This is a genomic window from Cytobacillus sp. FSL W7-1323, assembly GCF_038595015.1.
Lineage (GTDB): Bacteria > Bacillota > Bacilli > Bacillales > Cytobacillaceae > Cytobacillus > Cytobacillus kochii.
In genome coordinates, this window is record NZ_CP151998.1 from 2,657,641 (window position 1) to 2,678,794 (window position 21,154).

The 21,154-nt window shown below is 36.0% G+C and carries 22 protein-coding genes and 2 other annotated features; of the genes, 7 read left to right on the forward strand and 15 right to left on the reverse strand.

Annotated features, from left to right (window positions below; all coding sequences use genetic code 11):
- Positions 1–335: 335 nt before the first annotated feature.
- On the reverse strand, positions 336–674 hold the full coding sequence (locus MKX67_RS13425) for a MerR family transcriptional regulator (RefSeq protein ID WP_095372996.1): 339 nt from the start codon (positions 672–674) through the stop codon (positions 336–338).
- 182 nt (positions 675–856) lie between these two features.
- Here MKX67_RS13425 and MKX67_RS13430 point away from each other — a divergent pair, with 182 nt between their 5' ends.
- From MKX67_RS13430 to MKX67_RS13445, 4 genes are all read left to right on the forward strand, one after another.
- The gene (locus MKX67_RS13430; protein WP_224938446.1) at positions 857–1,003 is read left to right on the forward strand and encodes a Fur-regulated basic protein FbpA; all 147 of its coding nucleotides are present in this window, start codon (positions 857–859) and stop codon (positions 1,001–1,003) included.
- 26 nt (positions 1,004–1,029) lie between these two features.
- Entirely contained in the window at positions 1,030–1,167 is a 138-nt protein-coding gene (locus MKX67_RS13435; RefSeq protein WP_180316959.1) for a hypothetical protein, read from the forward strand.
- A 275-nt stretch (positions 1,168–1,442) separates the two neighbouring features.
- Positions 1,443–1,637 carry a hypothetical protein gene (locus tag MKX67_RS13440; protein WP_157733958.1) on the forward strand — a complete coding sequence of 65 codons (195 nt, stop codon included), beginning with the start codon at positions 1,443–1,445 and terminating at the stop codon, positions 1,635–1,637.
- A gap of 5 nt (positions 1,638–1,642) precedes the next feature.
- Positions 1,643–1,924, forward strand: coding sequence for an iron-sulfur cluster biosynthesis family protein (locus tag MKX67_RS13445; protein WP_322909486.1), 282 nt, complete (start codon positions 1,643–1,645; stop codon positions 1,922–1,924).
- Positions 1,925–1,962: 38 nt separating this feature from the next.
- On the opposite strand, the gene MKX67_RS13450 is transcribed toward MKX67_RS13445, so the two are convergent.
- The 11 genes from MKX67_RS13450 to MKX67_RS13500 all read right to left on the reverse strand — a co-directional run bounded on the left by MKX67_RS13450 (position 1,963) and on the right by MKX67_RS13500 (position 12,910).
- Positions 1,963–2,622 (reverse strand): SOS response-associated peptidase, encoded by a 660-nt coding sequence (locus MKX67_RS13450; protein ID WP_095372993.1) that lies wholly within the window; start codon positions 2,620–2,622, stop codon positions 1,963–1,965.
- 199 nt (positions 2,623–2,821) lie between these two features.
- Positions 2,822–4,423 (reverse strand): catalase, encoded by a 1,602-nt coding sequence (locus tag MKX67_RS13455; protein ID WP_095372992.1) that lies wholly within the window; start codon positions 4,421–4,423, stop codon positions 2,822–2,824.
- A gap of 71 nt (positions 4,424–4,494) precedes the next feature.
- The gene (gene cdaS, locus MKX67_RS13460) at positions 4,495–5,094 is read right to left on the reverse strand and encodes a sporulation-specific diadenylate cyclase CdaS (protein WP_322909487.1); all 600 of its coding nucleotides are present in this window, start codon (positions 5,092–5,094) and stop codon (positions 4,495–4,497) included.
- Between the two features lie 133 nt (positions 5,095–5,227).
- Positions 5,228–6,007 (reverse strand): tryptophan synthase subunit alpha, encoded by a 780-nt coding sequence (gene trpA / locus MKX67_RS13465; protein ID WP_322909488.1) that lies wholly within the window; start codon positions 6,005–6,007, stop codon positions 5,228–5,230.
- Positions 6,004–7,206 carry a tryptophan synthase subunit beta gene (gene trpB / locus MKX67_RS13470; protein ID WP_307313411.1) on the reverse strand — a complete coding sequence of 401 codons (1,203 nt, stop codon included), beginning with the start codon at positions 7,204–7,206 and terminating at the stop codon, positions 6,004–6,006. The genes trpA and trpB overlap by 4 nt, the downstream gene beginning before the upstream one ends.
- 14 nt (positions 7,207–7,220) lie before the next feature.
- The gene (locus tag MKX67_RS13475; RefSeq protein ID WP_095372988.1) at positions 7,221–7,829 is read right to left on the reverse strand and encodes a phosphoribosylanthranilate isomerase; all 609 of its coding nucleotides are present in this window, start codon (positions 7,827–7,829) and stop codon (positions 7,221–7,223) included.
- Positions 7,826–8,608, reverse strand: a complete 783-nt coding sequence (trpC, locus tag MKX67_RS13480; RefSeq protein WP_095372987.1) for an indole-3-glycerol phosphate synthase TrpC — start codon at positions 8,606–8,608, stop codon at positions 7,826–7,828. Before trpC ends, MKX67_RS13475 begins: the two co-directional genes overlap by 4 nt.
- 4 nt (positions 8,609–8,612) lie before the next feature.
- Positions 8,613–9,638: an anthranilate phosphoribosyltransferase gene (gene trpD, locus MKX67_RS13485; protein WP_095372986.1), complete on the reverse strand. Its 1,026-nt coding sequence runs from the start codon at positions 9,636–9,638 to the stop codon at positions 8,613–8,615.
- On the reverse strand, positions 9,607–10,221 hold the full coding sequence (locus MKX67_RS13490; RefSeq protein WP_095372985.1) for an aminodeoxychorismate/anthranilate synthase component II: 615 nt from the start codon (positions 10,219–10,221) through the stop codon (positions 9,607–9,609). The genes trpD and MKX67_RS13490 overlap by 32 nt, the downstream gene beginning before the upstream one ends.
- The gene (gene trpE, locus MKX67_RS13495) at positions 10,218–11,603 is read right to left on the reverse strand and encodes an anthranilate synthase component I (RefSeq protein ID WP_307313405.1); all 1,386 of its coding nucleotides are present in this window, start codon (positions 11,601–11,603) and stop codon (positions 10,218–10,220) included. The genes MKX67_RS13490 and trpE overlap by 4 nt, the downstream gene beginning before the upstream one ends.
- Before the next feature lie 82 nt (positions 11,604–11,685).
- Positions 11,686–11,940 (reverse strand) — a binding site (T-box leader).
- A gap of 37 nt (positions 11,941–11,977) precedes the next feature.
- Positions 11,978–12,224: a binding site (T-box leader), on the reverse strand.
- Between the two features lie 32 nt (positions 12,225–12,256).
- Positions 12,257–12,910, reverse strand: a complete 654-nt coding sequence (locus MKX67_RS13500; protein ID WP_341094925.1) for an MOSC domain-containing protein — start codon at positions 12,908–12,910, stop codon at positions 12,257–12,259.
- Between the two features lie 154 nt (positions 12,911–13,064).
- Between MKX67_RS13500 and MKX67_RS13505 the strand changes: the two genes are divergently transcribed.
- Positions 13,065–14,312, forward strand: coding sequence for an MFS transporter (locus MKX67_RS13505; RefSeq protein ID WP_322909490.1), 1,248 nt, complete (start codon positions 13,065–13,067; stop codon positions 14,310–14,312).
- Between the two features lie 399 nt (positions 14,313–14,711).
- Here the strand turns inward: MKX67_RS13505 and MKX67_RS13510 are convergent, their stop codons facing one another.
- Positions 14,712–16,547, reverse strand: coding sequence for a fructose-specific PTS transporter subunit EIIC (locus tag MKX67_RS13510; protein WP_322909491.1), 1,836 nt, complete (start codon positions 16,545–16,547; stop codon positions 14,712–14,714).
- Positions 16,548–17,082: 535 nt separating this feature from the next.
- Between MKX67_RS13510 and MKX67_RS13515 the strand changes: the two genes are divergently transcribed.
- A complete protein-coding gene (locus MKX67_RS13515; protein WP_095372981.1) occupies positions 17,083–17,295 on the forward strand; it encodes a hypothetical protein in 213 nt (70 codons plus the stop codon).
- An 8-nt stretch (positions 17,296–17,303) separates the two neighbouring features.
- On the opposite strand, the gene MKX67_RS13520 is transcribed toward MKX67_RS13515, so the two are convergent.
- Positions 17,304–17,696, reverse strand: a complete 393-nt coding sequence (locus tag MKX67_RS13520) for an acyl-CoA thioesterase (protein ID WP_224938462.1) — start codon at positions 17,694–17,696, stop codon at positions 17,304–17,306.
- 99 nt (positions 17,697–17,795) lie between these two features.
- On the reverse strand, positions 17,796–19,781 hold the full coding sequence (locus MKX67_RS13525; RefSeq protein ID WP_322909492.1) for an acetoacetate--CoA ligase: 1,986 nt from the start codon (positions 19,779–19,781) through the stop codon (positions 17,796–17,798).
- A gap of 339 nt (positions 19,782–20,120) precedes the next feature.
- Here MKX67_RS13525 and guaC point away from each other — a divergent pair, with 339 nt between their 5' ends.
- Positions 20,121–21,104 carry a GMP reductase gene (gene guaC / locus MKX67_RS13530; RefSeq protein ID WP_307313397.1) on the forward strand — a complete coding sequence of 328 codons (984 nt, stop codon included), beginning with the start codon at positions 20,121–20,123 and terminating at the stop codon, positions 21,102–21,104.
- Positions 21,105–21,154 lie beyond the last annotated feature (50 nt).

The window sequence follows — 21,154 nt, forward strand, 5'->3', positions numbered from 1 at the left end:
ACATGTTCATTATTTTTACTCAAAGAAATATCCCTCCATGTCGTCAAAACCTTATTCTGAAGGTCCACAATTACGCTTATCCATCGTATACGAATTCGTTAAAATAAGGAAGTATTGAGCAGAAATACAGAATTATTTTAATAATCCCTTCTAAAAGCAATATAGAGGGACAGCCTTCATTTCTCATAGAATATGTATTTATGTCATCATATATAACAGAATACCATTAACATCCTATTCTGTAACTTACGATATAAAAAAAGGGCTTTAAAAACGGAGACTACTTTCGTCATCCTGTTTAAAAGAACCCTGTCACCATCTATTCTTTTCAAATATCAATTAAATCTCTTTCCATTATTTTGCCCCATAAATCTCGCATTGAGCTGTCCTTGTATCATTTTCTTTCTTGTTTCGCGATCTTCTTTCACCTTTTCTTTTTTATATTCCATGCGAATTTCATCTGTTCTCACACCTTCTTCTCGTTTATTTGCAATATCTATTAACCTTTCTACATCCGAAAAAGAATATTTGCGATTACCACGATCAGACCTTGAAGGAAATATCAATTTCCGTTCTTCATAGTATCTAATTTGTCTTTCGCTTAATCCAGTAAGTTCACTAACAGCGCCAATTGAAATGACTTTTCTTTCCTTATATGACCATTCATTTTCCATCTGCAGACCACCCTATTTTTAAGGTTTTATTTCTATTATACAGAATTGTTAAAAAATTTCACTAGTTATGTTAAAAAAAATAACATAAAATAAACCATGTTAGATTATCTAACAATTCAGATGATTTTTTATAACAAACGTTTTAGAATGACATCATCATCAATTTAAAGGAGCAGATAAAAATGCAATATTTACGTAAAGCGGTAGAAAAGAAACGAAATTATTTGATTAAGTTATTACAAGAATACGGTTTGCACGATCAGAAACTTCAAAGCTTAACACTCTCTGAACTTGAGGGATTATCAAAAAAACATTTATCAATTAAATAATCAAAATTAATTGGGGGATTTAACAAATGGAAAATGAAGAAGCAGTTCAATTAGCGAAAAAAATTATTGAACTCGACTTATTAAGAGACGAGATATGGGAGTATTATGCGGCTCTTACAGGAGATGATGCTCATAAACTTCTTCGCCTTGTACAAAACAGTTAAAATCGGGCTATTTTGTTAAATTCTCTAACTAATTATGTAGAGATTATGGAACATGTTAATTATTTTATTCCTATTTACGTAACCATTTATATATAAAGAAACGAACTCAATTTCTAGTAATAGTCTTCGATTGAGCTCGTTTCTTTTTTTATTTATCCAGCCATTCTGTTTATATACAACCATGTTGTACGAAAAATATGATAAAATGAATATTAAAGTCATCTCAGATTTTCCTCATACTGATTAATATATTCCCACTATTAGGAGGGTTATAATTGCCAATTTGGTTAACTATTGCCTTAAGTATTTTAGTAGGATTAATTATCATTGAAGAAGTTATACATTATGTAGTTCATCGTTCACTTTTTTATCAAACCCGTGAAAATGATGAAAACACAACTCGAATCAAGAGATGGTCTCATTTCAAAGAGAAATTAATAAAATTCAGAGCGCAAAAAAACAGGAGTTGAGTAACTTGTTTGCAATTACAAAAGAGGCCACACGGGCACTCTTAGAATGGAGCGGTCAAGACAACGTAATGATTCGCTTTCGAATTACGACCCCTTGTTGTAACCAACGAAAATATGATCTTACACTAACCGATACAATCACAACACAAGACGCTATCTATACACATGATTCAGTGCAAGTCATATACCACCCTACAGATTTACCTTATCTACGGGATACAATGATTGATTATAACGATGGTGGATTCTTTATACGCCATCCACATCCTCTAGTACAACCATTCTAAAATTGTTCAAGAAGGAGCTCTTGAACAATTTTTTTAGATTATAAACTATTCAGTAGCTCAGGATAATCATTATGCACAGAATTCACCAATTCTGAGACTTTAACCATTTGCATTTCTTCACTTTGAAAAGGTTTGCATAATGATTTCAGCTGTTGTTTATCTTTGCTATACATCCACTTATCACCTTCATTACCTGTTAACATGACCGGCATACGATGATGAACAGACGACATGATCTCATTTGCGGTTGTGGTTAAAATACAACATGATGTAAAAAGTTCGTCCCCTTGTCTATATTCGCTCCAGATTCCCGCCATCGCAAACGGCTTATTTTCAAGCAATGTAAAATGAAAAGGCTGGCTTTTACCACCTTCTATTTTCTTCCATTCATAAAAGCCATCAGCTAAGACTAAACAGCGCCTTGTATGGAAAGAGTGCTTAAAGCTAGGTTTCTCATCCACTGTTTCTGCACGTGCATTAATGAATGAAGTGCTATTACGTTTTGCTTTTGCCCACGGTGGTATGAAACCCCATGTCATTTTCCTCCCAATTTTCTCTCCTTGCTCCTCTACTATAGTTAAAATTTTTTGCCCCGGTGCAATATTATACCTGGGTAAATCCGCTTCATCATGATAATAAAACTCAAATGTTTTTTGTAGAATGAACACTTCTTCAGATAAGGTAAATCGACCACACATGATGACAACCCCTTTCTTATTAAAAGCATATACCACTCATATTCAAAACCGTAAAAATATAGCTGCCTGAGCAATCCAAAGAAATCTATTTTCTACCCTAACAACCTTTTTTCATGACCTTAATTACGTGAGTAGTAACGCTCATAGTTACTTTTTAATTCCAATAAAATAAAAAGAAGGGCAACAAGCCCTCCTTTCATTAATAACGATCTGCATCATGCCCCATCTGTTCAGCATGTCCGGGTGCGTCATCGCCATCTTTATCACCAAGTGGACGACCTTTATGCACCCCTTCCTCTTTCCGAGCATTCGCTAAACCTTCTCTTAGCCTCTTGCCATATTCATCATCCGCTGATTCAGCTAATGTAATCATTTTATCTTGTAACACCTTAGCACATGTGGAAAGATCATTCACTAAGTTTGATATCAATTCATCTTTTTCCCAGTCCTCAAATTCACGGAAGGTATGTCCAGCCTGTTTTGTATTATCATTACGATCAATCGATTCTCGAACGAGCTCACCACTGATTTTTGGTGTATGCTCTTTACCGGATTGCTCTGATTCTTTTAAACCACCTAAACTAGAAGGTTCATAGTTAACATGCGGATTTTGACCAGGTGCTTTATCGACATAGTAAGACATCTGTCCTCCACGCTGATTTGTCGCTTGATTTGTTTTCGGCTTATTAATAGGTAATTGCAAGTAGTTAGGTCCAACACGATACCTTTGCGTATCTGAATAAGAAAATGTCCGACCTTGCAACATTTTATCATCAGAAAAATCAAGACCATCAACGAGTACCCCCGTTCCGAAGGCAACTTGTTCGACCTCATTAAAATAATCTTCCGGATTCTTATTTAACACCATCTTACCAATATGAAGCCATGGAAATTGATCCTCCGGCCATAATTTTGTATCATCCAAGGGGTCAAAATCTAATTCTGGATGCGCATCATCACTCATGATTTGAACGAAAAAATCCCATTCAGGATAATTCTCTTTTTCAATTTCGTCATATAAGTCTTGTGTAGCATGATTAAAATTCTTTGCTTGAATCTGTTCTGCTTCCTCTTGTGTTAAATTTTTAATCCCTTGCTTCGGTTCCCAATGATACTTTACAAGTACCGCTTCCCCTTCTGCGTTAACCCATTTATATGTATTCACACCCGAGCCTTGCATTTGGCGATAGTTTGCCGGTATTCCCCAAGGTGAATAAAGAAATGTGACCATATGGAAACTTTCAGGTGAATTAGCACAAAAATCAAAAAACCTCTCTGCATCCTGAATATTGGTTAATGGGTCTGGTTTAAATGCATGCACCATGTCAGGAAACTTCATCGCATCCCGAATAAAAAATACTTTTAAATTATTACCTACTAAGTCCCAATTCCCATCTTCTGTATAAAATTTTGTTGCAAACCCTCTCGGATCTCGAAGTGTTTCCGGTGAGTGACCACCATGGATAACAGATGAAAAACGAACAAACACGGGTGTCTTCTTTCCTTTTTCTTGGAAAAGTTTTGCCCTTGTATATTTAGATACTGGTTCGTCACCTGCCATGCCTGTCGCTTCAAAATAACCATGAGCGCCAGCACCTCTTGCATGCACGACCCTTTCTGGAATACGCTCACGGTCGAAGTGACTAATTTTTTCAATAAAATCATAATTTTCTAGTGTCGCTGGTCCTCTGTTACTTACTGTTCGTATGTTTTGATTATTAGTAACCGGATGTCCTTGGCGGTTAGTCAAGGTTTCTTCTTGTTCGAATTTTTCATTTTCACCATTATGATCATTATTCATAGAAAAAAGCCTCCTTTTACATATCTTTCCTTGAGTAATATGTGCAAGTTAGACCTTTTCTATGTATAAATTTATGGACGAACAACAAATAACTCTCCTTTATAAGCAAAAGAAATACGGCCAGACTCTTCTGATACAACTAAGATAACCGCATCTGTAAGTTCCGATAAACCAAGGGCCGCCCGATGTCGTGTACCTAGAACGCGCCCATCTATTTCCATATTGGTTAAAGGAAGAATATTTCCAGCTGAAATGATTATATCACCACGAATTAATGTTCCTCCATCATGTACAGGACCACCTGGATAAAAAATCGTTTCTATTAAAGCTTGACTCACCCTTGCATCGATTTGAATGCCATTATGGATAAAAGGCGTAACATCCACTTCGCGCTCGATAATGATTAAGCCACCGTGACCTTTGTTCGATAGTGTTTGCCCCGCTAATGATATGCTAGAAAAATGGTTTGTAAACGGTGATAAATAATGCTGCAAGTAATAAGTCGCAGTTAGATTATGGGCATCAGACACGATTTGTTGGAGCTGTTCAAACTCGGTTAAAATGCAACAATCAACGCCAATATTAATATTTGATAAGTGAGAAAGCTGAGCCTCGATATCCTTTATATATTGTTCAAGTGTGCTCTGGTAGTCTTCTAAACCATATTGCATTTTTTTCTCCTTTCGCGGGGATATTTTTTCTCTATATCATATTTTGATTTATCAGTCGTTAATTATGTTCTTTTTCTGTTGTTAGTTTTAGGTAAAAAAAAGAGCCAATCGGCTCTTTTTCGTACTCCATTTTTCAAGCAATAGGTAGCTTGGTTGCGTTAATCAAAGCGCGGATCTGTTCATAATTATCAGCTTCCATTAGCTCTATAATTTTTGATCCGACAATGACACCATCACAATACTGAAGAATTTCTTCTACATGTTCTGGTGTGGAGATTCCAAATCCAGCTAAGACGGGTAGTGGACTTATACTTTTTATTTTCTCTAAATGACTTGAGAGCTGAGAAGCAAATTGTGCTCTCGTACCAGTAATGCCATTTACGGTAACAGCGTAGACGAAACCTTTACCTCGCTTGGTTATTTCCTCAATTCTTTCGATTGGACTTTGTAATGTCACTAAACGAATCAATTCGATCTTAACTTCTTCTAAGTAAGAAGTGATAATCTCTTCTTCTTCAATAGGTAAATCAGGAATGATTAATCCATCGATACCGGATGTTTGAATATCTCTCGAGAACCGCTCCAGCCCATAAGATAATAATGGGTTCATATACGTCATAAAGATCAATGGAATATGGATAATTGGCCGTATTTCTCTAATACAATCAACAATTTCTTTTAATGTTACACCCGTATTTAAAGCTCTAATACCAGCCTCTTGAATAACGGGACCATCAGCTACTGGATCAGAAAATGGGATACCTATCTCAATGGCAGTTGCTCCTGCTTCTTGTAAAAACACTAACTTTTCTTTCAAAGATGGTAAGCCACCGTCCCCAGCCATTACATAAGGTACAAATGCTTTTTTTCCTTCTTTTTTCATTGTTTGGAACACTTTTTCGATGCGGTTCATGCTTTTACTCCCCCTATTTTCGATCTAACAGCCTCCATATCCTTATCTCCTCTACCCGAAAGACAAACAACGATATGTTCTGTTGGCTCCATTTCTTTTGCAAGTTTTATCGCATAACTAATTGCATGGGCACTTTCTAATGCCGGAATAATTCCTTCAGTTTTCGAGAGCACCTGTAACGCTTCCAATGCTTCATCATCGGTAATGGCATCATATTGCACTCGTTCAATATCATGTAAATAGCAATGTTCAGGCCCGATCCCTGGATAATCTAGACCTGCTGATATTGAATGGGCTTCTTGAATTTGACCATCTTGATTTTGGAGGAGATACATATAGGCTCCGTGAAGAATACCAGGTTTGCCTTTCGCTAATGATGCTGCATGCTTTTCACTATGAAGTCCTAAGCCAGCAGCCTCTACGCCATAAAGTTTTACTTCACGATCTTCTAAAAACGGATAAAACATCCCAATTGCATTACTCCCTCCGCCGATACATGCCACTATCGCTTCTGGAAGTTTAGCTTCTTTTTCGATAAATTGTTTTTTCGTTTCCTGGCCAATCACACTTTGAAAATCTCTAACAATTTTAGGGAAGGGATGTGGTCCCATAGCAGAGCCCAGTATATAATGCGTATCTTCTACATTTGACACCCAATATCTTAATGCTTCATTAACTGCATCTTTTAAAGTTGCACTTCCAGACTTTACACTGATGACCTTTGCACCGAGTATTTCCATCCGAAATACATTCAATTGCTGACGCAATATATCTTCTTCTCCCATAAAAATCACACATTCTAAATTAAGAAGCGCACAAGCCGTCGCAGTTGCTACACCATGCTGACCAGCCCCTGTTTCTGCAACAACCTTTGATTTTCCCATTCTTTTAGTCAATAATGCTTGCCCAAGAGAGTTATTTATTTTATGGGCACCAGTATGATTTAAATCTTCGCGCTTGAGATAGATTTTTCCACCCCCAGCGTATTTTGTCAAATTTTTCGCGTAATAGAGTGGTGTTTCTCTTCCAACATAATCTCTTAATAAATCATTTAGCTCATTTTGAAATGCAGGATCGACTTTTGCTTTTTCATATTCTTTTTCTAATTCTAGGATGGCCTGCATAAGAGTTTCTGGTACATATCTTCCTCCATACGTGCCAAAATGTCCTTTTTCATCTGGTAGGGTAGTTGTTGTCATTTTTATTCCTCCTCTTAATTTGTTGCTTCTATAAATCTTCTAATTTTACTCGGACTTTTTTTTCCATCTATTTCAACACCTGAACTTACATCAACCATAAAGGGAGCAGATTGTGAAATGGCGACTTTAACATTTTCTGCTGTTAAACCGCCAGCGAGGATCAATTTCGGGTGTTTTCTTTGCATTTCTTGCAGCAATGTCCAATCAAAGCTCGTTCCATTACCGCCATGGTATTTACCTCTTGGACTATCAACAAGAATGTAATCATCATCGTATTCATAGATAAGGTCGATATCTTTTTCGCTTTTCATTTGTATCGCTTTAATTACCTCAAAACCTTGGGATTTGATTTCTGTGCAATAGGTTTTCGATTCATCACCGTGTAATTGCACATGTGTTAAGCCTACTTCTTTTGCTATAAGAAGAAGCGATTCTATTGGCTCATCAACAAAGACTCCGACCTTCCATACATTTATAGGCAAACCTTTAATAATCTTTTTCGCCTTCTCGGTAGAAATTCTACGTTTACTTACAGCAAAAACAAATCCGAGGGCATCAGCCCCATAGACTATTGCTTGCTGTGCAATTTCCTCACTAACAATTCCACAAATTTTCACTTTCATTTCGATCCACCAGCCAAATTTTGCGTCTTTTTCATTTGTCTCATCAATAATTCTAAGTTTTCAGATTTCATCAATGCTTCCCCGACTAAAATACCGTCTGCTCCAGCATTAATTACTCTTGCTACATCTTCCCCTGTTTTTAAACCACTCTCACTAATTAAGAACGCTCCTGATTCTTTTATAAGTGGAGCGAGTGATTCCGTTACCTGCAAATCCACACCAAATGTATGAAGATCACGATTATTCACACCAATGATTTCAGCTCCTAATTCTATTGCCCTTTCTGCTTCAGCTTTATTGTGTACTTCGACCAAAACCTCAAGACCCTCATTGATTGCAAAATGAAAGAGTTGTTTTAACTGATCTTTCGTTAATGCTGCAACAATCAATAAAATAACTGTTGCCCCATGATTTTTGGCATAAACGATTTGCCTTTCATCGATAATAAAGTCTTTACATAATAAAGGTAGCGATACCGCATCAAAAACAGTTGTTAAATCTGTAAAATTTCCTTTAAAAAATGGGGTATCGGTCAGAACAGACATCGCATCAGCACCAAAGCGCTCATATAAACAGGCTTGCTCGTCAGGTTGTAATAGATTATTTATGATTCCTTTAGAAGGAGATGCTCGTTTAAATTCAGCGATAATCACAGGTTTATTTTTTTCTAATTGTTTTAATAAAGAGCGTGTAGTTCCGTTCCTTCGACTATTTCCGGAATAGGCTAAATTTGATAAAGTTCGTCTTTTTTCTGAAATGATACGATCTAAGATTGTCATGAGTCTATATCACCTTTTCTGTAGATTGAACACTTAATGTTTTTAGTTGCTCTAACTTTTCCATTGCTGCGCCTGAATCAATGATTTCTAAAGCAAGTTGCACGCCTTCCTTAATTGATTCAGTTCTTCCACCAACAAAAATACCTATCCCAGCATTAAGCGCAACGGTTTCTCGATACGCCCCTTTTTCTCCTTCTAAGACCCGAAGTAAAATTGCTGCATTTTCTTTTGCATAACCACCACGAATTTTTTCATTCGCATACACATGTAAACCCACTTCTTCAGGATGAAGCATAGTGGTTTGAATGTTTCCGTCTTTTAAAATAGCTAAATAGTTTTCACCTTGTAAAGAAGCTTCGTCCATATACCCTGCTCCATTGATAACGACCGCTCTTTTTCGCCCTAGCTTTTGAAGGACTTCAGCAAACATTTCAACAGCATCTCTTTTATAAATGCCTAATAATTGATTTTCTAAATTCATTGGATTAATTAGCGGACCTAATAGATTGAATGTTGTCGGAATTCTTAAATCTTGTCTTACTTTCATAATCCTCTTGATTTGCGGATGAACATTAGGTGCAAATAAAAATGCGATGCCAATCTTTTCTAATATTCCTTCAATTTGTCGTGGTGATAAATCAAGACGAATCCCTAAATGTTCCAAGACATCCGCACTGCCCGTTTTACTTGATACGCTCCTATTTCCATGCTTCGCTACAGGAATACCGCTTGCAGCTATAACAAAAGCAGAAGTAGTACTAATATTAAAGCTTTTTGAACCATCTCCTCCAGTACCACAATTATCCATTAAATGAGGAATAGATGTATCAAAGGTTAACGCATGAGCTCTTAATGCTTTTACAAATGTTGCGATTTCATTAACCGTCTCTCCTTTTGCTTTTAAGCTAACAAGAAAGGCAGCAATTTCACTATCCGTAATATCTGGCGAAAACAGATATTGTACAGCTTCTATCATTTCTTCTTCTGTTAATGAAATGCTATTGGTTAATTGCAGCAGAATTTCTTTCATCATTCTCTCTCCTTTTAGTGTTTTCAATAAAATGTCTCAACATCTTTTGGCCTTGTAATGTACCAATCGATTCAGGGTGAAATTGAAATCCATATAAATCAAATGCTTCATGCTTAATAGCCATTATTTCGCCGTCCTCTAGTGAACGTGCTGAAATGTTGAAGTACCCTGGAAGGCTACCTGATTTGATGACTAATGAGTGATACCTCATCACTACCAGCGGTTGACTCATATATTGAAATACCCCCCCACCTGTATGCATCATGTTTGAGGTTTTTCCATGCATAATTTTCTTCGCTTCAGTGATTTCACCTCCGAATGCATATCCAATTGCTTGATGACCTAAACAAACACCTAAAATGGGATATTCTTGATGTAATTGTTGAATTAATTCCACACATATACCTGCATTCTCTGGGCGCCCAGGGCCAGGTGACAAAATGATATGAGTCGGATCTAATAAACGAATTTCTTCGACAGTTATTTGGTTATTTCGTTTCACTACGACCGTTTGCCCTAGTTCTCCTAAATATTGATACAAGTTATAAGTAAATGAATCATAATTATCAATTAATAAAATCATTTGTTTGCCTCCAGAAATGCCTTTAATTTATGAATCGTTTCTTCATATTCTTTTTTAGGAATCGAATCATAAACAATTCCTGCACCAGCCTGAATATATGCGTTCCCATCCTTTGCTACCATCGTTCGAATAGCAAGAGCAAAATCCATATTACCGTTTGTGGATAAATAACCAATGGCTCCGGAATAGATACCTCTTTTTGTTTCCTCTAATTCATTGATAATTTCCATCGCTCTTATTTTTGGTGCACCTGATACTGTACCAGCTGGCAGGCAAGAAATAAGTGCATCAATATTTGTACATTCATTCTTTAACTGCCCCTCTACTTCAGAAACAAGATGCATCACATGTTTATATTTTTCAATATTCATATATTTCCGAATGCTAATCGTCCCAAATTCACATACTCTACCTAAATCATTTCTCCCAAGATCAAGAAGCATTCGATGCTCTGCCACCTCTTTTTCATCTTGCTTGAGCTCTTTTGCTAACAAATCATCTTCTAAATTGTTTCTCCCTCTAGGCCTTGTGCCGGCAATTGGATTGGTCATTACTTTGTGCTGATTCACCTTTACTAAACTCTCTGGCGAAGCCCCCGCTACTTTGTAATCACCAAAGTCCAAGTAATACATATATGGAGAAGGGTTATCAATTCTGAGTTTTCTATAAAAATCAAAAGGATCTCCACTTATTTCTGCTTGTAACCGCTGGGATAATACTACTTGAAAAATATCTCCCGCCTTTATATATTCTTTTGCTTTTTCTACTTTTGAGATAAATGCATCTTCGCTCATTAGTGGTCTATATTGACTGATTCGCGCTTTTTCACCCGTTTTTTGCTCCATAGAAAATAGCTCTGCCTTACGCTTACTTAATTTTTCTTCTAGTTGCCTTTTATTTGATACGATTGGTACTCCTACTAAAAATAATTTTTGCTTTAGATGGTCAAAAACAATCACTTCTTCAAAGAACATGAAATGTACTTCGGGAATTTGCAAATCATCCTGTATTTCAATTCCTATTTCTTCATATTGTCTAATAACATCATAACCAGCAAACCCCACGGCACCACCGATAAACGGGAATTGTTGAGAATTGTGAATGCCAATTTTTTTCATTTGCTCTTTGACTACTTCTAACGGTTTATTTTTTACTTCTTCTCTTTCATTTTCTGAGAGTATAATCGTAGATCTTGCACTTCCTTGCACTTCTAAAACGGGATTGCAGCCGATAAAAGAAAATCTACCAGCGTCTTCATGTTTTAAAGAGCTTTCAAACAAAAATTTCTTTTTACCTGAAAGCTTTTGATAAATGGCAATTGGTGTTAATAAATCACCATCATTGACTTCTAAAATAACCAGGGTTTCTAAAGTCTGATTCATGTTCTCACTTCTCCTTATCAATAATAAATCGAATTTAAACGCAAAAAATCCCCTATACCATAAACGCTCAATAGCTTTAGGTATAGAGGACGTATCTATATAGATGCGTGGTGCCACCTCAAGTTCAGAATGTCCATGGGGACATTCTCTTTTTCAAGTACAGATGTCAAAATCGATACTCTATCCTTTTAACGGCGGAATCCCGTGTCCCTTACTTACATTTTTCAGGGTACCTCTCACAAGTCCATTCCATTTATCGATCACACCGGATTCCCACCAACACCAGCTCTCTTATGTGATTAACGATAAATATACTACTCTTGATCAACGATTTGTTTTATGAAATTAAACGAAAAAGGGCCTCTCTCCTTATTAAAAAGGACGAGAGACCCGTGGTGCCACCTTTATTAGCTGTAAATTACAACTCACTTAACAAATACGAATAACAAATTCGTATTTATCTCTTTTAACGATGAGACATTCGCCAGAGCCTACTAGTTATAAAAGGTTCGGTCTGGAAGCTCGGAAGTCCATTCACTTATATCACCCACTGATTCCCACCAACCATCAGCTCTCTAAAATGAGCATATATAAGATACTACTCTTCGTCATTGCTTACGTCTTATTTGTTACATATGATATGCCTGATTCTTTTAATTGTCAATAGGTTTTCGTTTAATTTTTAATCTTTTTTCTAATATTTCTGTCCACTCTTGCGATAACCCAGATACATTCAACAATTTTTCCATTGCTACAATATCTTTTAGTTTATGTAGTATAATATCAGTCGCATCCCATACAGACAGTTCCGATTGCTTTCTTTCGACTAATTGAATTTCTGACTGAAGGTCAATCGTTCCCTCTTTTAACACACGGAAAAAATAACCTGTATGATTCGTCTGAAAAACCTTTTTTAATAATTGATCTTCACCATTAAATTTTGAGATGGTTGAACAAGGAACTCTCCCTTGTGTCACTTCAACAATCGTTTCACCAATTGCAAACACATCACCAATATATATTTCCTTCTCAGTCATATTTGTTGTACTAATATTTTCACCAAAAGAAGGAAGCATAAAAGTACGGTTAAATGCCTTTTGCCATTTTTCATAATGTTCGTACGGATAAAGACATAATGCTCTGTCAATCCCACCATGAAAATCTGTATTAGCTACTCCGTCGCCTTCAATCGCATCTTTTTTTAAAAAGAGTTCTTTTACAGGTGTTTTACCGATAGCAGATGTTTCATGCTTTTCTTTCCATTGATAATCTCTAGGTTTACCTTTACTTAAAGATACAATTCTCAATTTCCTGCCCCCTTTATCTACCTTTCATTTTAGCTTTTATTACTAATTTTTACTAGTTAGGAAAAAACAAAATTGTAGCCATACTTTCTGTTCATTTCGTTTATATTAATAAATAGTGTTTGTGAGGGTAAAAACAATTGAAAGTGAGTTAACCATGGACCATATTGAACAAGCCATACAAAAAAAGACGAGTAAAAATAAAAAACAAAATAAAAAGAATAACCAAAAATGGGCTATTTTATCTATTTCTTCCATTCCGCTTGTCATGACCCTTGGAAATTCTATGCTCATACCTGTCTTACCAGTTATGGAAAAAAAACTATCAATTAATTCTTTCCAAGTAAGTATGATTATCACAATATATTCCATTGTCGCCATCTTTCTCATCCCGATTGCCGGTTATCTTTCTGACCATATTGGAAGAAAAAAAGTCATTATCCCTAGTCTGTTGATTGCAGGAATTGGTGGAATTGTTTCTGGTTGGGCTGCATGGAAGTTGGAAAATCCCTATATGGTCATCTTGATTGGAAGAGCCCTTCAAGGGGTAGGAGCTGCCGGAGCTCAACCAATAGTCATGCCATTAGTTGGTGATATGTTTAAAAATGATGATGATGTAAGTAGTTCGTTAGGTTTAATCGAGACCTCCAATACTTTCGGAAAAGTATTAAGTCCCATTTTAGGAGCTTTGCTTGCCGGAGTAATTTGGTTTTTACCTTTCTTTTCAATTCCTGTTTTTTGTTTATGTTCGATTATCTTAATGCTTTTTCTCGTAAAAACACCCAATAAGCGAGAAGAACCTATTCCTTTTAAGGAGTTTTTTCAGCATATAAAAGACATATTTACACAAAAAGGAAAATGGTTATATGCCATTTTTCTTATTGGTGCAATCCTCATGCTTGTTCTATTCGGGATATTATTTTATTTATCCGATTTATTAGAGAAAAGCTATCATATAAAAAATATAAAAAAAGGTCTGCTCCTCGCATTACCTTTATGTTCACTCTGTGCATCTTCCTATATTACAGGAAAGTTAATTAAGCAAAACAAAATATTGATGAAGTGGATGATATTTGTCAGTTGTTTAGGAGCAATGATCTCTGTAGCATTACTAAGCTTAAATGACCAGCTCTGGTTTATGATTATGCTGTTTCTGTTATGCGGAATTGGTATCGGAGCGGCGTTGCCCTGTTTGGATGCAATGATTACTGAAGGCATTGAAAAAGAGCAAAGAGGGACGATATCTTCTATTTATAGCTCTATGCGTTTTATTGGTGTCGCAGCAGGACCACCTATTACGGCATTATTGTTAAAGCATGCAGAAAATTGGATGTTCTATATCTTTAGTCTTATTTTACTGATAGCTGCATTAGCAACCTTCTTAGCAATTAAGCCGAAATCATAAGGAACACAGAAGATAAACCCGTGACAACTGAACACTCATATGATATGATTTTATTATATATTTCGTATAAAAATGACCACAAGTGTTGCAGCACCTGTGGCCATCTGCAATAGGTTCGTCCTAAAAGGGGACGGCCAAATAAGTTTGACGTAGACCTCACCCTAAAAGTTTAAAGGCTCAAGGGGGGTCTATTTTTTATGATTAAAAGCTAAGACCGCCATAATCAGTGTTGTAAATGAAATCATCAACATTAGAGATTCAAATACTGTCAAAAGGCCTCACCCCCTTTCTACGGGGTTAGCCGACCACCCTTGTGAACACTATCGCTCTTCCATTATAACATATTTTCACAAAAATATAAGAACACATGTTCTGTTTTTAAAAATTGAGCCTATCCACCTATTCTACATTAGGTTTTCTTTTGATGGTTCCTAGCAACAGTGCAGCAAAAAGACTACCTACCGCAATGGCCAACAAAAAGGAAAGAGAAGAACCGAACACAAAAGGTGTAACTAATACTCCTCCATGAGGAATCGCAATCCCTGTATGTGTTGCCATCGACAACGCACCCGCAGTTGCAGAACCAAGGAGAATTGGTGGTATATATGCCTTCTTATTCCGCTCGACAAAAGGGATCGCTCCTTCAGTCATAAACAAAAACCCTTTTACATAATTTGTACGATAATATAAACGTTCATTTTTAGAGAACTTCCAATAAAAAATACTCGTCGCAAAAGCAATGGCAAGTGGAGGAACCATTCCACCAACCATAATAGCAGCTAATGGTTCGTATACACCATTTAACATAAATCCAATACCAACCAAATAAGTCATTTTATTAATAGGACCACCTAGGTCAATGGCCATTAATAGTCCGAACATCGCACCAATCAAGATAGACAAAGGTGTCGTCATCGTTTGGAATAATGTTGTAATGAATTGTGTTAACCAGGTTAATGGTTGTAATAATACAAACATCGCCAATAAAGTCATCAAAATGCCGATGACAGGATAAATGATAATGTTCGACATCGCTGTGATAGAGGATGGTAAATAATTCGTCCATTTCTTTAAACGATTAATAATGAACCCACCGATTAAACCTGCACATATCCCACCAATCAAGCCTGAACCATTCATTGCAGCGAATAAACCACCAATTGCTCCTGGCGCAAATCCTGGGCGATCACTAATGCTTTTACCAATATAGCCAGCAAATATAGGCATTAATAAAACAATAATTGTTTGATCACCGAAAAAAGAGAGAATCTCCCAAAATTGATGACGGAAATCTGAACTAAAAATCGTTAATGACAATAAAAATCCAGCTGCAATGGCAAGGGGGAGCATATTAGATAACCCATTCATCACATGTTGATAAAGCTCTCTTGACCAAGTTTTACTATTTTTATTTACATGATTATGGTCATATATGTCACAATCTTGTGAAACAGCTTTTTCTAATAACTGAAAAGGTTTACTCATACCATCTGCAACAGAGGCTTGCACCATATGTTTGCCACTAAATCGCTCCAACTCTACTTTTGTATCGGCTGCAATAATAATGGCAGTTGCTTTTTCTATTTCAGCTTTTGTAATATGTTGCTTAACCCCAGCAGCGCCATTTGTTTCGACTTTTAGAGGAATATGCAAAGTGGCGGCAGCTGACTCTAAGGAATGAGCCGCCATATAAGTATGAGCAATCCCTGTTGGACAACCTGTAACTGCTAAAATAAATGGAGTCTCTTCATTCGTTTCATAAGTTTCATTTCTAGTATCATCTTTATCCAATTCACTAATAATCGAGAGTAAATCACTCTTTGACTCTGCCGTCATTAGTTTGAAATGAGTTTCTTTGTTCATTAAAATGGTTGATAACTTAGCTAATATATCCAAATGAAGTTCATCGGCGTTTTCCGGAACAGCAATAAGGAAGATAAGATGGGCTTTTTCACCATCTAAAGAGTTAAACTCTATCCCTCCATGACTCCTTGCTAAAGCAATACCAACTTGTGTGACTGCCCTAGATTTTGCATGTGGAATCGCAACGCCGTTGCCTATACCTGTAGTACTTTGCGCTTCTCGTTTAAGCACATCAGCAAGGAAAAGCCCTTTTTCCTTTATACCACCATCATTGTACAGCGTATCGACTAACGCAGTAATCGCTTCTACTTTTGTCACTTCCTCAAGTGAGAGAAGAATTGATTCTTCACTTAATAAATCAGTAATATTCAATACCTCTCTCCTTTCCACTAACAAAAAGTCTTTTTATCTTTCAATCATACAAAAAATAATAAGAAAATCAATCATTTTTTCTAGCAAATGATAATTGCTGAAATTGTTCATGTATGCTAGAATCGAAATAACAATATATAGTTAAATTCAACTTCACTAATCACTATATATTGTATTTTGCAAGATTATCCTCATCCATAGTCTCATTTTCCGTTTCTTGATAAGAAACGGCTTTTTTCTGTTTATCTTTTTCCTATTGACTATATCATCACCCAACGATTGGAAATAAAATGATACTTCCAGTATATCTAAAGTTCCTGTATAACTATAGATGTTTACGTATGCATTTCTTACTATTTTTATGACTATTCTGTGACCATTGTATCATTAATTAAAGAAATCATTATTTTTAAAATAGGTAAATAAAATAACTCCATATAGTCCGGTTACATGTTACAATATGAAAAATGCAATATATTACTATTGTTTTGATTCAATTATAACGAAGTGATTAAAATTTAGAGGAGTATGGATCATGGCAAAGCCATCTAGTGAAACAGTCATCTTTTATATTGCAGGAAGTATTTTCACTGTATTATCAATTGGTGGAATTACTTTTTTATTAACAGAATGTTATCAATCACAAACCCTCAATGGTGCAGAGCTATGGATTATTATGCTCGTTAGTTTTGCAGTAACCGCTTTATGTGATTTTGAGTTAGAACTTGAAAAACAAAGTGACACATAAATAATTCACTAACAGGCAGAGGTAATCGTTTTGATTACTGGAATTGCTTTTCTTGTTTGCAAATGGAACATAACAAAAACTTTTTCACTTGTTGCTATGATTTTTTGATCTCTAGTTGCCATTTGTTGAGAAATGACAAAACTCGTATGACCAACTCTCTTTAATGTTGTCGTAATCTCTAACAGTTCTCCCACTAATGCCTCTTTTATATACTCACTTTCCACTTTCTTTACAACGCAACCGATATGTCTTGATTGTAAATATTGATTCGTTAGACCAAGCGCTAAAAACCAGTCATCAATACCACATTCGAAGTAGTTGAAATATTTCAAATAGTTCATATGACCAAGTTCATCTATATCACTCTCACGAACAACAATACTTGTTTTAATTTTTTTCAATTTAAGCCAGTCCTCCTTTTTGTATGCTATTTCCTCTGAACAATATTGATAAAAATGGTGAAAGAAAAGTACTATCCATTCCTTTCACCAAATGAAAACCTAATGATTGATTGCCCTTCTTTTATGAGCAAACTCAATATACGTTTTAAGTATTTCTGGATTAGCCATTGAACCAACATTAATCACTTTTTCTGGCTGATGACCTAATAATATCCTTTTAATCGGTACTTCCATCTTCTTACCGGTCAACGTTCTCGGCACCTGCTCCACAGCAATAATTTCATTTGGAACAAACCGTGGTGAAACTTGTTGTCGTATGACATCTTTAATATGTGAAATGAGTCCATCTTCGAGTAGTTGATCTTGCTTTAACACTACAAATAAAGCCATATATGAATCTTCTTCTAGTGCTTCTAAATCAACTACTAAGCTATCGCTTACAATCTCTATACTTTCGACTGCTCGATAAATTTCACTAGTACCTATGCGAACGCCTTGTTTATTAATGGTTGAGTCTGACCTGCCAAAGATAATGGATCTCCCTTTATCATCAAACTGAATCCAATCTCCATGACGCCAAATTCCCGGAAAAGTACTAAAATAACTTTCTTTGTAACGCTTGTCACCTTCATCATTCCAAAAATAAATTGGCATCGATGGCATTGGATTAAGAATCACTAATTCCCCTACCTCATTAAGTACGAGCTTTCCATCGTCATTAAAAGCTTGAGCGTTTACTCCTAAAGCCTTTGTTTGAATTTCTCCAGCACGAACGGGCAAAACGGGGGACCCTCCAATAAAAGCTGTGCATACATCTGTACCTCCACTTACGGAGGCTAACCATACATCCTGTTTAACCTCGTTATATACCCATTTAAAACCGTCTATGCTTAGGGGAGATCCTGTGGAACAAATGGCTTTTAAATGGGGGAATGTATACTTTTCTTTCGGTTTAATTCCTAATTTTAAACTTGCCTGTATAAAAGCAGCACTCGTTCCAAAGAAACTTACTTTTGTTTTTTCGGCTAATTCCCATAAAACATCGGGTTTTGGGTACATTGGGCTACCATCATATAAAACAATCTTTCCACCTGTTAAAAGGGCACCAACAAGTAAATTCCACATCATCCAACCCGTTGTCGTAAACCAAAAAAATACATCTTCGTTTGTAACCCCTTCTTCAATGACTAATACTTTTAAATGTTCAAGTACAATGCCTCCTTGACTGTGTACAATTGGTTTAGGCAGTCCTGTCGTTCCAGATGAAAATAAAATCCATAAAGGATGATTAAAAGGCACTGGTTCGAAAACAAGTTCACTCTTTCTTTTCATTACTTCTTGCCAGTCGATCGTTTTCTGTGGATTTAACCGTTTATAATCACTATTTATGCTCTTAAACAACACGGTTCGCTTCAAAGTTGGTAGTGCATTCTGTAAGTGAGCCACTTGATCAACTCGGTCTGATGTTTTGCCATTATATACATAACCGTCCACTGCAATGAGTACATTCGGCTCAATCTGTTTGAACCGTTCCACCACACTTTCCATACCGAAATCAGGTGAACAACAAGACCATACTGCTCCAATACTCGCACATGCTAAAAAAGCAATAATCGTCTCAGGAATATTAGGCATATAACCAACGATACGATCTCCTTTTTTTACACCTATCTCTTTTAAATAACCTGCTAGTGAAGCCGTTTTTCCCCTTAATTCTTTCCAGGAAATTTCCTTTATATCTTCCATTTCTGATCGGAAAATAAGTGCTGTTTCATCACCTCTATCATTTCTGAACACATGCTCAGCATAATTCAATGAGGAGCCTTCAAACCATCTAGTTCCTGGCATTTTTCGAGATTGTAAAACATGTGAGTATGGCGTATATGAAATGATTTGACAATATTCCCATACATATCCCCAGAATAATTCTAATTCATCAACTGACCATTTCCACAAATGATGGACATCATTTAATTCGAGCTTCTTTTCGTTTCTGATCCAATGAAGAAATTTTGTTACCCCTGCTTTCTCTATCTCCCTTTCGCTCGGTTGCCATAAAAGTTGACCTTTTGAAACCGCTTCCATTTCCTTCGCCACCTTCATTCTCTTTTGTAAAATGGACGGGAATCTGAGATGAAATGATTTTCCATTTTATATATATTATCAAAAAAATCGTTATTATCATACTATTTAATATATATTCTCCTAGTATAAGTGGCTACTACGATTATTATTATTAAAAATAATTCTATTTGTTTATCTTCCTGTCTCTTCCCTTGACTTCTAAAATTTTAATAAATTCTAACATTTAGCTTTTTTCTAGAGATAACCTTTGACAAGTTGGATAAAATGATGTAAATTACGTAATGGGCGAACAATTAATATGTTAACCCAATATAATATTCGTATTTTGAGGTGCTAGCTATGGAAAACGTATTTGATTATGAAGACATTCAATTAATTCCTGCTAAATGTATTGTGACTAGTCGTTCTGAGTGTGATACAGCTGTAACGCTCGGAAAACATAAATTCAAACTCCCAGTTGTCCCTGCAAATATGCAAACAATTATCGATGAAAAAATTGCTACTTATCTTGCTGAAAACGGTTATTTTTATGTCATGCACCGCTTCCAACCTGAGACGCGTAAAAACTTTATTAAGGATATGCATGCACGTGAACTCATTGCTTCTATTAGTGTTGGTGTAAAAGAAGAAGAATATGGTTTTATTGAAGAATTAGCTTATGAAAAAATTGTACCTGATTATATTACAATCGATATTGCTCACGGGCATTCCAATGCAGTCATTCAAATGATTCAACATATTAAATTACATTTGCCTGATGCTTTTGTTATTGCTGGTAATGTAGGTACACCTGAAGCTGTCCGCGAATTAGAGAATGCCGGTGCAGACGCAACAAAAGTAGGCATTGGGCCAGGAAAAGTTTGTATCACAAAGATAAAAACTGGTTTTGGTACAGGTGGCTGGCAATTAGCTGCACTTCGTTGGTGCGCAAAAGCAGCAAGCAAACCTATTATTGCTGATGGTGGGATTAGAACACATGGCGATATTGCAAAGTCTATCCGTTTTGGCGCATCAATGGTCATGATCGGTTCATTGTTTGCTGGTCATGAAGAATCACCTGGTGAAACAATTGAAAAAGATGGTAAGCTCTACAAAGAATATTTCGGTTCAGCCTCTGAATTCCAAAAAGGCGAACGTAAAAATGTTGAAGGCAAAAAAATGTACGTCGAGCATAAAGGTTCTCTTGTGGATACATTAAAAGAAATGGAACAAGATTTACAATCTTCTATTTCTTATGCTGGTGGAAATAGGCTTGAGAGTATCCGCAATGTAGATTATGTAGTAGTAAAAAACTCAATCTTTAATGGTGATAAAGTTTATTAAACAACCCGATTAAGCCAAGAAAATCATTTATTTCATCCTGCCAGGGATTT